Origin of the sequence: Amycolatopsis sp. NPDC021455 (assembly GCF_040640995.1) — a bacterium.
Lineage (GTDB): Bacteria > Actinomycetota > Actinomycetes > Mycobacteriales > Pseudonocardiaceae > Amycolatopsis.
Genome location: NZ_JBFACT010000061.1, coordinates 1 through 12180, shown reverse-complemented (window position 1 = coordinate 12180; position 12180 = coordinate 1). Strand labels below are relative to the sequence as shown.

Below are 12180 nucleotides of genomic sequence, written 5' to 3'. Positions count from 1 at the left end.
TGGATCGGTGCGCGACGGGGTGGCGAAACCGAGAGTGCTGCTGGTCGAAGACGACCGGGAACTGGCGGGCATGCTCGCCGAACTGCTCGCCGATTCCGGTTACGAGACCGAAGCGGCGCACGACGGCCAGCGCGGCCTGCACCTCGGGCTCACCGCGCACTACGACGTGATGATCATCGACCGGCGGCTTCCCGTGCTCGACGGCCTGGAGCTGCTCCGGCGGCTCCGGGCCCGGGCGGTGACCACGCGGGTCCTGGTGCTCTCGGCGCTGGGCGAGGTGGCCGACCGCGTCGCCGGGCTCGACGCCGGCGCCGACGACTACCTCGTCAAGCCGTTCGAGGCCGAGGAGCTGCTGGCCCGGCTGCGTGCGCTGGGCCGCCGTGACCTCGAAGGGGCGGAGTCCCTCCCGCTCGGCGCGGCGGCGCTCGACCTGCTGCGCCACGAGGTCGTGCTGCCGCGCGGCGAGCGGATCACGCTGTCGGGTCGGGAGTTCGAGCTGCTGCGGACGCTGGCGCAACGACCGAAGGCCATCCACCCGCGGGCCGCGCTGCGCACGCGCGTGTTCGCCGACTCGACCGGTGAGTCCATTGTGGACACGTATGTCTACTACCTGCGGCGCAAGCTCGGCCGGGACGTCGTGCGGACCGTGCACGGCCTCGGCTACCAGATCGGCGCGGTATGAACCCCGAAGAGCGGGCGCTGCGGCGGGCGCGGTGGGCGATCACCGCGCAGATCGCCGTCGTGGTGTCGCTGCTCGTGGCCGTCGCGGGCGCGATCGCGTACGGGATGCTGCTGTCCGGGCAGCACGCCGACGCCGACCGGACGCTCGCCCGGACCATCCAGCTCGGCCCGGCGACGATCCCGCCCGGCTGCGTCTGGCTGTTCACGCCGGCGACGCACGCGCCGCCGGGCCCGTCGCCGGCCGGGATGCCGCTGCCCGAGCTGGACGGCACGGTGCCGTCGCCCGGTGACGTCCACACCGAGCGGCGGTCCTTCGGCGGCATGACGTACACGATCCGGGTGGAGAACCGCGGCGGCGTCGTCTCACAGGCGTTCTTCGAAGAGCGGTACCAGATCCAGGACCGTTCGTCGCTGGTGTTCGGGCTCGGCGTCGCCGAGGTGCTCGCCCTGCTCGGGGCGGTGCTCTGCGGGCGGGTGCTGGCGTCCCGGGCGATCCGCCCGCTGGCGGACGCGCTGCGGCGGCAACGGACGTTCGTCGCGGACGCGTCCCACGAGCTGCGGGCGCCGTTGACCCGGCTGCACACGCGCGCGCAGCTGCTGGCCCGGCGGGCGTCGGGCCGTGACGCGGAGGACCTCGAGCACCTGGTGCGCGGCACGCGGGAGCTCGGCGAGGTCGTCGAGGACCTGCTGCTGTCGGCGCGGGCGTGCGGCGAACGGCCGTCGCTGGAGCCGGTCGAGCTGGGCTCGCTCGCGGAGGAAGCGGTGGCGGCGGAAGCGGTGCGCGCGGGGGAGGGCCGGGTCCGGCTGGCGGTGACGCGCGAGCGGCGGCCGTACGTCGTCCAGGGTGTCCCGACGGCGTTGCGTCGCGTGCTGTCGGCGTTGCTGGACAACGCCCTCGGCCACACCCCGCCCGGCGGCTCGATCGAGGTGTGGCTGGGCGTCCCGGACGAACGGCACGTGGAGCTGCGGGTCCGCGACACGGGCGTCGGCTTCCCACCGTCCGACGCGGAACGGATCTTCGAGCGCTTCGCCCGCGGCCCGGACGGCGACGGCCGCCGGTTCGGCCTCGGCCTGGCCCTGGTCCGCGAAGTGGTCACGGGCCACGGCGGCACGATCGCCGCGGCCGGCCACCCCGGAGCCGGAGCCACCTTCACCCTCCGTCTCCTCCGCGCCGACCCCACGTGATCAGAAGGCCGACACGCGTGATTGAAGGGTCAACTCGCGTGATTGAAGAGACGACACAGCGAGGCGGGCCGGTTTCGCCGTGTCGACCCTCCAATCACGCGTGTCGACTTCTCAATCACGCGTGTCGACCCTTCACGCACGTCAGCAGGCCAGTGTGAAGCGGATCAGGCGGGCCAGGTCCGGCTCGAGGTGATCGCACGCGGCCTCGATTTCCGCGCGCAGCCGGGCCGGCGGTTTCGTGTAGACCTCGGCCATGTGCTGTTGGCAGGCTCGGAGGTCGTGGTGGGCGTCGGCGGACAGGTCCGGGTCGGACAGCAGGATGAGGTCCGTGTGCAGGCGCAGCCAGGTGCCCTGGTCGCGCAGCAACGTCGCCGCCGCCCGGCGCGTCTGGATCGGACGTCCCGGTGCCAGCAGCTCACGCAGCGAGGCGACGTCGAAGGGCTTGCCGCGCAGGAACTCCACCGCCTCACGGACCACCGCGGGCGACGGGTCCGTCAGCAGCGGCCGCACCGCCGCCGACTCCGGTGCCACCCGGCGCAGGCCGCGGACGGCCACCCGCCGGATGCGGGGACGCTCGTCGGCGAGGTGACGCTCCAGGATCGGCGCGTCGGCGGCCGTGCCGGTTTCGCCGAGCCCGGCGAGCATGCCGAACGAGACGGGCAGCGCGCGGTAGTGCGCCGCCGGGTCGCCGCCCGCCTTGAGCACCAGGGCCTGCGCCATCGACCGGACCGCCGACGCGCGGTCCGCGAGATACGCCACGACTGCGTCGAGATCGAGGAACGTCAAAGCCCGCATCCGCACCTTCGGCGGCCCGGCCGCCAGCAGCTCCTCGACGCACTCGCCGCGGTCGAGCAGCGCGTCACCGCAGATCGCGCGCACCACGAAGTCGGGGTCTCGCAGCGCGATGTCCAGCAGCCGCTCGCGCGAAAGCAGCCCGACCGCCTCCCGGTGGACCCAGCGGCGGGTTTCCCGGTCCTCCAGCGCCAGTGCGTCGTCGAGCAGCCGCGGGGTCAGCGCTCGCCGGAACAGCGTGGTCATCCAGTCGTCGACCGAACGCCGCCGCAGCACGCCGATCAGCGGCAGCATCGCGCGGAACGCCGGTTCGTCCAGTTTGGACAGGACGGCGGTCCGCGCGAGGTCCCGGACCGGCCCGGCCCAGTCGACGCACCGGATCAGCAGCAGCGGCAGCGCCTCGGGATCGGTGCTGTCGGCGAGCCGCACGACGGCCGCCTCCCGCATGTGCCCGTTGCCGTGGCACGCGGCTTCGGCCAGCACTTCCCGCGACGGGCGCCGGCCGAGGTCGCGCGACTCGCGGCCGCGGAAGCGGTACCACAGCTGGTTGGTCCACGGCGCCTTGCGGACCGCGACATCGAACTCCACCCACCGCCGGACGTCGCTCGCGGCGAACGCGTCGAGATCGGGCATTCCTTTTTCGAAATCGAACATCGGGCCTCCCTCCTCGGCGCCCAAGGATGCCCGGGCGCCGAGGGGGAGTCGAACCGATTACGCCAGCAGCGCCTGGACCGCCGTCGCGGTGTCGGCGATCGCGACCGGGTTCTGCTCGCGCGTCGCCAAACTCCGGACCGTGACGTTCCCGGCGGCCCAGTCCTCCTGGCCGACGATGACCACCGCGGCCGCGCCCGCCTTGTCGGCGCGGGTCAGTTCCTTGCCCAGCTTGCGGTGCTCGATCGGCGTCGACGTCCGCAGGCCCGCCGCGCGCAGCGAACGCGCGACCGTCCGCGCCGCGTCCGAGAGGTCCTCGGTCACCGGGATCACCATGACGTCGACCTCGCTGCGCGGGGACGGCGTCAGGCCGTGCGTGTCGAGGAAGTCCATCAACGTCACATCACCCATGCCGAACCCGATGCCCGGGATCTGCTGCGGCGTGAACATCGACGCCAGGTCGCTGTACCGGCCGCCGCCGAACAGGGCACGGCGGTTCTCCGGCGAGGTGTCGAAGACCTCGAACACGGTCGACGTGTAGTACGCCAGCCCGCGCACGATCATCGGCTCGTACTTCACCAGCGAACCCGCGCTGCTGTTCAAGACGCGGACCAGGTTCGACTGCTCCCGCACCTCGGCCGGCAGCTCGTCGAGCAGCGCCTCGCCCGCGTCGAGCGTCTCCGCCAGCTTCTCGAACTGCTTGTCCGAGAGCCCGATCTCCCCGGCGCTCTCGGCCAGCTTTTCGCGCGGGTACTTCTCCCAGCGGTCGACCAGCGCGAACACCTGCGCCAGGTGGTCCTCGGAGACGCCGGCGACGTCGGTGAGCGCCGACGTCAGCAGGTTCCGGTCGTTGACGCGCAGCACGAACATGTCCGGCGTCGCGCCGAGCGCGGCCATCAGGTCGTGCACCAGCTCGAAGATCTCGATCTCGCAGTTGGCGCTGTCCGAGCCGAAGATGTCCGCGTTGATCTGCCAGTGCTCACGCACGCGGCCGCGCTGCGGCGCCTCGTACCGGTGGCAGTTCGGGTGGCTGTACCAGCGGACCGGGAACGACAGCGACTTCGCGCTCCCGGCGATCATCCGCGCCACCGACGGCGTCATCTCCGGCCGCAGCGCCAGCCGCCGCCCGCCCTTGTCGGTCAGCGTGTACAGCTGCTTGTCCGCGATCTCCTGGCCGGACTTCCGCTCGTAGATCTCGGCCGACTCGAGGATCGGGCCGTCGTAGCGGAGGAAGCCGCGGCGCTCGAGGACGTCGTAGAGATGACCGAACACCTGGGTACGCACGGACATTTCGGCGGGCAGGAAGTCCCGGGTCCCCTTGTAGGGCGCGGTCGGCAGGTATTCAGGCACGTCACCAGCTTAACGACCGTTGCTCAGGCGAAAGCGACCCCGTACGCGGTGAGCAGCGTCGCCGCGGCCAGGAACACCGCGCCGACGGACGTCACGCGCCCGCCGAGCTTGCCGCCCTTGCCCTCGGGGAGCAGGTGGAGGAAGAAGCCGCCGGACTGGGCGAGGATGCCGAACAGCAGCAGGAAGCAGGCGATCCACAACGTCGTGCCGGACAGCGTCGTGCGGCTGAGGATCTGCAGCGCGACCAGGGCGAGGATCAGCAGGACGCCGGCATGGGCGTGGCCGGCGCGGAACATCGCGCGCTGGTGCTCGCTCAGCTTGCGGTCGCGCATGACGCCCATCAGCGCGTAGCCGCCGTACATCACGGTCGGCAGGGAGACCAGGGCGATCACCGTGAACAGCTGGGTGGGTCCGTGCATCGGGGGACTCCTTCGGGGTCGGTGCGACTACCGTAACACTGTTTTAAAACACTGTCACCCAAGCAGGCATTCCCCGTCCGTGAAGGCCTCCTTCCCGGCTCTTATGGCCGGGAAGGAGGCCTTCACGGACTTAGGCGATCCGGCCCTGGGCCAGCACCAGAAGGGGGTTCCGCAAGGCGGCGAGCGACGTCAGGGGGTCGCCTTCGACGACCAGGACGTCCGCCGCGAGCCCGGCCTCCAAGCGGCCGGTCACCGACGAGAGGCCCAGGCCGGCCGCGCTGTCCTCGGTCGCGACCTCCAGGATCCGGCGGCGGGAGAAGCCGAGCCATTCGTACAGCTCCAGCGCACCCGCGGGGTCGTCGAACACCGAGCCGGCCAGCCCCGCGTCCGTCCCGGCGAGCAGCCGGACGCCCTGCTCCTCGAGCCACGGCAGCCGCCCGTACATCGCCTGCCCGAGCTCCTCGCCGAGCCGCTCGACGATCATCCGCCAGTTGCGGCTGCTCGTCGAGCACGCCGAGATGCCTTCGGCGGCCATCCGCTTCGCTACGTGCGAGCGGCGGTCGAACGACTTCGGCCCGGTCATGAAGCTGCAATGCTCGATCGTCGACACCCCGGCGTCGACGGCGGCCTCGATCGCGTCGGCGCCGTGGGCGTGCGCGGCGACCGGCAGCCCGTGGGACGCCGCGTGCGAAACGATCAGCGAGAGCTGCCGCGCGTCGAACTGCGACTCCCACATGTCGGCGCCGCCCTCGGTGATCTGGCCGCCGCTGGCCATCACCTTGATCACGTCCGCGCCCGCGGCCGCGTTCGCGTCGATCAGGGCGCGGATTTCGTCGTCGGAAGCCGTTGCGCCACCGAAAAAGTGGCAATGGCCGTCCGGCACGGTGATCGGCGGGCCCGACACGAGCAGCCGCGGCGCCGCCTCACCTTCGAACGAGCGGCGGACCGCCGCGCCGAGGTGCCCGCGGTCCCCGAGGTCCCGCACGGTCGTGACGCCGCTGCGCAGCATCAACGACAGCCGCGAGCGCGCGCCGTCCAGCAGGTCTTCGCTTTCGGAGAAGTGGGCCAGCATCTCCCGGGACGCGTCGAACGCCAGGTGGACGTGGACGTTGAACAGCCCGGCCAGCGCGGTGCCGGTGGGGAAGTCGTACCGGGAAGCGTCCGGCGCGGCCTGCGCGACGACGTCCGCGCGCGGGCCCGCGGCGACGATCACGCCGTCGCGCACCAGGACCGCGCCGTCCTCGACCGGTGCCGCCGGCCGCGGCAGCACCCGGCCGGCGGTGATCAGGATGTCCACCTCAGGCCTCCTTCGTCAGCGCGGCCGACAGCGCGAGCAGCGGCCGCACGTCGGATTCCATGTCGTCCGCCCCGGCGGGCAGGACCTGCTTGGCGCGGCCGTCGCTCTCTTCGCCCGCCGCGTGCCGCTCCAGCGCCGTCTTCAACGCGGCCGCCGCGGCGCGGGGATCGGTGGCGACGACTTCGCCGAAGTCCGCGTCCAGGTACGGCGACAGCTGCACCAGGCCGTCCCGGATCTCGATCACCCGGCGGTAGTGGACGCGGTGGACGCCACCGCGCCGTCGCGGCGGGGTCCGCAGCACGATGCTGGGGAACGCCTGGACCAGGGCCGTCCACAGGGGAGCGAGGGCGAGGTGCTCACGCCGGTGCCGTCGTCGCCGCCGCAGCGCCGCGAGCCGCGCCCGCACCCCGGGGTAGGTGACCCCGGCGAGGAACAGCACCGTGCCGACGATCACGAACGGCACGCCGAGCAGCAGCAGGATCTTCACCAGCGGGCCGAACACCCACGCCACCACGATGTACAGCGCGCGGAAGATGCTGCCCGCCGCCGCGCAGGCCAGGCCGATGGCGCCCAGCCGCAGGCCGATCCGCAGGTTCCGGTCGGCCACCCGCAGATATCGCACGATCCAGGCGGTGCAGGCGACGAGACCGTAGATCAGGTACAGCCCGGCGCCGAGGTAGAACACCGCGACGCCGCTGTCGTGGATCGTCGCCGGCCCCAGCGGGAGCCCGCGAAGCCGCGGCGGTGTCAGGCTCATCGCCACGACCATCAGCGTGATCGCCGCCGCCAGCGGCACCAGTTCCGCGACCACCCGGCGGGTGCGGCGCGGGCCCAGCGCCGAGCGGAGGAAGAAGATCACCAGCGCGCAGAGGCCGCACGCCAGCAGTGCGTTGTTCGCCACCCGCGCCGCGCCGCGGCCGAGGACCGCGTCCACTTCGTCGGAGATCACCGGCTGCTGCAGCAGGAACGCCGCCGCGAAGCCGGCCACGCACGCCGTGACGGCCCAGTTCGGCACCGTCGGCGCGCGCGTCACCTGGTAGATCCGCCACGCCAGCGCGGCGGCGAACAGCACCATCGCGAACAGGTTCACGGGGCTGAAAAGTGTACTCACAACCACCCTTGGTGATCGCCGAGCGCCCCCTGGATCCGGCGGAGATCCCGGTCAGCGGCGCGCCGGGGGATCGTGTAGTTCAGGACGGACGCCCATTCGAGGATGATCGTCGCGACCGTTTCGGCTTCCCACTCGTGCGCGTCATCGTAGGACGAGCGGCGCAGTGCGCGGTGTACTGCATCCGGGTCAAGATCCGGAGCCGGGCCGCGCAGGAAGTCGGCGGGCTCGGCGTCGCCGTGCGGGTGGTGGTCGGCGAGCATGTGCCCGAGCTCGTGCAGGATGATGTGGTCCTGGTGCGATTTCGTCGTTTCGGCCTGGTAGAAGATGTAGTCCGCGGACGACGTCGCGATCCAGCAGCCGAACGGACCCGGCACCTCCAGCGGGTACGCCATCAGCCGGATCGGCTTCCCGCGCCGCTCGCCCAGCCGCGCGCACAGCACCTCGACGTCCAGCGGCGGTCCGATGTCCAGCTCCTTGAGCAGCTTCCGGCAGCGGCGGCGCAGCTCCCGCTCCTTCATCGCACCGGGCTTCCCGGGCCCCGGCCCGCTGTGTTTCCCGGGCCCCGGCCCGCTGTGTGTCCCGGGCCCCGGCCCTCGCTGTCCGCCGGGTTCCGGCCCTCGCGTTCGGCCCGTTCGTAGCGTTCGACGAGCTCCAGCAGGTCCATCACCTGCCGCCGGCCCTGCGGCGAGAGCTCCTGCGCCCGCATCGCCATCAGCTGCGCCTCGCCCGCCGGGGCCGTGGCGGCCTCTTCGTCGAAGAAGTACGTCACCGGCACGCCGAACAGCTTCGCCAGCGCCTCGACGTAGTGGATCTTCGGGTTGACCCGCTTGCCCGTCGCGAGCTGCTGCAGGTACGCGGGCGACATCGCCGGGCCGCCCGCCCGCTCGACGGCGGCCGAGATCTCCCGGTAGCTGTGCGGCGCACGGCCGTCCACCCGAGCGGCCTCGATCAGGGCGCTCAGACGCTCCGCGAAGGTGCGTTCCCGTGTCATGTCCGCCCCCTGGGTTCCGACCCGGAAAATTCTAGCCGGGAATTGACTGTACGCACATGTTGACAGCTATCGTATGCAGTGGTTTACAGTTGGCTCGCCTCTCGCCTGGCGGTCCGTGCCCTGGGGGTGTACGGAACGGCCCGGCGAGAGGCTTGTCCTGCCTCCGGCTCGTCATGATCGGTCGTCTGTAGTACGCTTCATGAGCCAAGGTCGATCGCCCTCGAGGCGAACCCTTGGTCTCGGCCTGTTGCCGGAGGTCGACCCCCAGGGCTTCCGGTGACAGGCCCCTTTATTTCACCCCAGGAGAGTGGCGGCCACCGTGCCGCCCAATTCCGTGCACGCTTCCAGTGTCTTTTTGTCCGGTTCGCCGGTCGTTATGACGGGCTCGGCCACCTTCGACCACGAAAGGCCCGTCGTAATGGCCAAAAGCTGCCGTTCCGTGCCCGAAGTGTCGCTGTTCCCGTGGATCCAGTACCCGAACGGGCGACCACGCGTCGCGTCCAGGCACGGGTAGTAGATCGTGTCGAAGAAGTGCTTCAGCGCACCGCTCATGCTGCCCAGGTTCGCCGGCGTGCCCAGCAGGTAGCCGTCCGCCTCGAGGACGTCGGGGATCGTGGCCGCCAGCGCCGCCCGGCGGACCACTTCCACCCCTTCGATGTCCGGGTGCGTCGCGCCCGCCACCACCGCCTCGAACAACGCCTGCGTCGACGGCGACGGCGTGTGGTGCACGATCAGCAGCCTCGGCATCAGGCGAGCAGCTCCTCGACGTCCGCCCGCAACGCCGTCAGCCTTGTCGAAGCTGCCGCCCGCGCTTCCGCCAGCGAGTCCGTCACCGGGGCGACCACCTGCAGGTACGCCTTGAGCTTCGGCTCGGTCCCCGACGGCCGCACGACCACGCGGACGCCGTCACCGGTCAGGCGCACGACGTCGGCGTCCGGCAGCAGGTCCTCGAGGACCACCTCGACCCCGCCCAGCCGCGACGGCGGCGTCTTCCGCACCTTCGCCATCAGCTGCCCGCGGACGGCCAGATCCGTGACGCGCAGCGAAACCTGGTCGGTCAGGTGGACGCCGTGCCGCTGCGCCAGCTCGTCGAGGACGTCCAGCGGCGTGCGGCCCCGCGCCTTCAGCTGCGCGGCCAGTCCCGCGGCCAGCGTCGCGGCGGCGATGCCGTCCTTGTCGCGCACGAAGCCCGGGTTGACGCACAGGCCGAGCGCCTCTTCGTAGGCGAACACCAGCCCTTCACCTGCCCGCACCAGCCACTTGAAACCGGTCAGCGTCTCGGCGTAGCGGGCCCCTTCGGCCTTCGCGATTTCGCCCAGCATCGACGACGACACGATCGTCGTGGCCACCAGCGGGTCCGGCAGCACCGTGCGATCCACTGTGGACAACACGTATGAGCCGAGCAGCACGCCGGTCTCGTCGCCGCGCAGCATGCGCCAGGAGCCGTCGCGCTCCCGCACGCCGAGCGCGCACCGGTCGGCGTCCGGGTCGAGGGCGATCGCCAGGTCGGCGTCCACATCGGACGCCAGGGCCAGCAGCAGGTCCGTCGCGCCCGGTTCTTCCGGGTTCGGGAACGACACCGTCGGGAAGTCCGGGTCCGGCGCGGCCTGGGCGTCGACCAGGTGCAGGTCGGTGAACCCGGCCCGGGCGAACGCCGCGCGCAGCGTGTCGGCGCCGACGCCGTGCAGCGCCGTCGCGGCCACCCGGACCGCCCGCTCGTGGCCCAGCGGCAGCGTCGCGACCTCGTCGAGGTAGCGGTCCAGCAGGTCGACGACCTCGGCGCCGGGTGCCCGCGGCACGCCCACCGCGGCGGGCGCCGCCTCGATGGCGCGTTCGATCTCGCCGTCCGACGGCGGCACGATCTGTCCGCCGGTGGCGTCGTAGAGCTTGTACCCGTTGTCGGCCGGGGGATTGTGCGACGCGGTGATCTGGATCCCGGCCACCGCCCCGAGCCTGCCGACGGCGAACGCGAGCATCGGCGTGGGCAGCGGCCGCGGGAAGACCTTGACGTCGAAACCCGCCGCGGTGAGCACCTCGGCGGCCGCGGTCGCGAAGGCTTCCGAGCCGTGGCGCGCGTCGCGGCCGACGACGACCAGCGCGCCGGCGTGCCCGTGCGCCTTCAGCCATTCCGCCACCCCGGCCGTCGTGCGGGTGACGACGGCGACGTTCATCCCGTTCGGCCCGGCGCGCACCGGGCCGCGCAGGCCGGCGGTGCCGAACTCCAGGGGGCCCGCCATCCGGTCGGCCAGCTCGCCGGCGGCCGCGGCGTCGCCGCCCATCGCCTTCGCCAGGACGTCCTGCAGTTCGGCGCGGGAGCCGTCGTCGGGGTCGTCGGCGATCCAGCGGAACGCGGCGTCGCGGAGGGTGGAATTCACTGTCACCGCGCCAGCCTACGGGCTAGGGTCGGGTGAGTGCGCTTGCTCTTCACCTCTCTGGGGTCCTTCGGTCACACCTTCCCGCTCGTCCCGCTGGCGGTCGCCGCGCGTGACGCGGGCCACGACGTCGTCTTCGCCACCTCGGAAGATTTCCTGCCCCAGCTGACGAAAGCGGGGCTGGAGACGGCGGCGGCCGGGCTCGCCATCTCCGCCGCCTTCGGCCAGGCGTTCGCCGAGTCCGGGCCGCCCGGCCCGCGGCGCCCGCCCGGCGACATCCCGCCGGAGGTGCTGTTCCCGATCGTCGGGAAGGTCTTCGGCGAGCTCATGCCCCGCCGGTTCGTCGCCGACCTGCTGCCGCTGTTCGAGCACGTCCGGCCCGACCTGGTCGTGAGCGAGGCCGCCAACTCGGGCGGTGCCTTCGCCGCGATGAAGGCCGGGATTCCGGTGGTGGCGCACGGTTTCGGCCGGGTGTCGAGCGACGACCCGATGGCCTTGAAGATCCGCGAAGCGATCCGCGCGCACGGCGCCGAGCTGGGCGTCGAGGTCGGGGAGGACCTGTCGTTCGGCGGTCCGTTCATCGACATCTGCCCGGAGTCGGTGCAGGAACCGGGGTTCGTGGCGCGGACGCGCCGGGTGCCGCTGCGCCCGGTCGGCTGGAGTGAGCCGGGCGAACTGCCGGCGGGGGTGCTGGACCGGTCGCGGCCGCTCGTCTACCTGACGCTCGGCACGGCGATGGGCCACGCGGGCGTGCTCACCGAGGCGATCGCCGGTCTGTCCGGTTTGGACGTCGACGTCCTGGTCGCCACCGGCCCGTCCCTGGCCGACGGCGTGCTGGGCGAGGTGCCGCCGAACGTCCGGATCGAGAAGTGGGTCCCGCAGGCGGCGCTGCTCCCGCACGTGGACCTGGTGGTCCACCACGGCGGCAGCGGCACGACGCTGGGCGCGTTCGGCGCGGGCCTGCCGCAGCTCCTCCTGCCCCAGGGCGCGGACCAGTTCAGCAACGCGGAGGCAGTGCTGGCGGCCGGCGTGGGCGACCGCCTGCTCGGCGCCGACGTCACCGCCGACACCGTCGCCACGAAGGCCCGCACGCTCCTCACGGACTCCTCGGTCCGCGACGCGACCCAGGCCCTGGCGGCCGAAGTCGCGGCCATGCCGTCCCCAGCCGAAGTCGCCGCGGAACTCCCCACCCTCGCCTGACGCCGTGTCGTCCCTCCATTCACGCGTGTCGACCCTCTGATCCGAAAATGGGACTTTGGGGGCGTGCGTCAGCATCCGGCGGAGCGGAGCGGAGCCGGTTTCGAGGGTGGGTGGTGTTCAGGCGGCGGGTT

At 72.2% G+C, this 12180-nt stretch carries 12 protein-coding genes; 3 read left to right on the top strand and 9 right to left on the bottom strand.

All coding sequences use genetic code 11. From position 1 onward, the window contains the following. Positions 1 to 34 precede the first annotated feature (34 nt). Together AB0G28_RS39065 and AB0G28_RS39060 are read left to right on the top strand one after the other, a co-directional pair. Positions 35 to 682, top strand: a complete 648-nt coding sequence (locus AB0G28_RS39065; RefSeq protein ID WP_361101706.1) for a response regulator transcription factor — start codon at positions 35 to 37, stop codon at positions 680 to 682. After that, on the top strand, positions 679 to 1866 hold the full coding sequence (locus AB0G28_RS39060) for a HAMP domain-containing sensor histidine kinase (protein ID WP_361101590.1): 1188 nt from the start codon (positions 679 to 681) through the stop codon (positions 1864 to 1866). The genes AB0G28_RS39065 and AB0G28_RS39060 overlap by 4 nt, the downstream gene beginning before the upstream one ends. Before the next feature lie 141 nt (positions 1867 to 2007). Here the strand turns inward: AB0G28_RS39060 and AB0G28_RS39055 are convergent, their stop codons facing one another. The 9 genes from AB0G28_RS39055 to AB0G28_RS39015 form a co-directional block, all read right to left on the bottom strand. Beyond that, entirely contained in the window at positions 2008 to 3312 is a 1305-nt protein-coding gene (locus tag AB0G28_RS39055) for a hypothetical protein (protein ID WP_361101587.1), read from the bottom strand. Between the two features lie 57 nt (positions 3313 to 3369). Then, on the bottom strand, positions 3370 to 4659 hold the full coding sequence (gene hisS, locus AB0G28_RS39050; protein WP_361101584.1) for a histidine--tRNA ligase: 1290 nt from the start codon (positions 4657 to 4659) through the stop codon (positions 3370 to 3372). Positions 4660 to 4682: 23 nt separating this feature from the next. Further along, positions 4683 to 5078 carry a hypothetical protein gene (locus tag AB0G28_RS39045; protein WP_361101581.1) on the bottom strand — a complete coding sequence of 132 codons (396 nt, stop codon included), beginning with the start codon at positions 5076 to 5078 and terminating at the stop codon, positions 4683 to 4685. Between the two features lie 130 nt (positions 5079 to 5208). Beyond that, positions 5209 to 6375 carry an amidohydrolase family protein gene (locus tag AB0G28_RS39040; RefSeq protein ID WP_361101578.1) on the bottom strand — a complete coding sequence of 389 codons (1167 nt, stop codon included), beginning with the start codon at positions 6373 to 6375 and terminating at the stop codon, positions 5209 to 5211. A gap of 1 nt (position 6376) precedes the next feature. Further along, a complete protein-coding gene (locus AB0G28_RS39035) occupies positions 6377 to 7486 on the bottom strand; it encodes an MAB_1171c family putative transporter (protein WP_361101575.1) in 1110 nt (369 codons plus the stop codon). Next, positions 7483 to 8004 carry a hypothetical protein gene (locus tag AB0G28_RS39030; protein WP_093948824.1) on the bottom strand — a complete coding sequence of 174 codons (522 nt, stop codon included), beginning with the start codon at positions 8002 to 8004 and terminating at the stop codon, positions 7483 to 7485. The genes AB0G28_RS39035 and AB0G28_RS39030 overlap by 4 nt, the downstream gene beginning before the upstream one ends. Continuing rightward, on the bottom strand, positions 8001 to 8477 hold the full coding sequence (locus AB0G28_RS39025; protein ID WP_361101572.1) for a helix-turn-helix domain-containing protein: 477 nt from the start codon (positions 8475 to 8477) through the stop codon (positions 8001 to 8003). The genes AB0G28_RS39030 and AB0G28_RS39025 overlap by 4 nt, the downstream gene beginning before the upstream one ends. Positions 8478 to 8771: 294 nt before the next feature. Further along, positions 8772 to 9224: an NAD(P)H-dependent oxidoreductase gene (locus AB0G28_RS39020; protein WP_361101569.1), complete on the bottom strand. Its 453-nt coding sequence runs from the start codon at positions 9222 to 9224 to the stop codon at positions 8772 to 8774. Further along, positions 9224 to 10858 (bottom strand): phospho-sugar mutase, encoded by a 1635-nt coding sequence (locus tag AB0G28_RS39015; RefSeq protein ID WP_361101566.1) that lies wholly within the window; start codon positions 10856 to 10858, stop codon positions 9224 to 9226. Before AB0G28_RS39015 ends, AB0G28_RS39020 begins: the two co-directional genes overlap by 1 nt. A gap of 30 nt (positions 10859 to 10888) precedes the next feature. Here AB0G28_RS39015 and AB0G28_RS39010 point away from each other — a divergent pair, with 30 nt between their 5' ends. Then, positions 10889 to 12049: a nucleotide disphospho-sugar-binding domain-containing protein gene (locus tag AB0G28_RS39010; RefSeq protein WP_361101563.1), complete on the top strand. Its 1161-nt coding sequence runs from the start codon at positions 10889 to 10891 to the stop codon at positions 12047 to 12049. Positions 12050 to 12180: the final 131 nt, after the last annotated feature.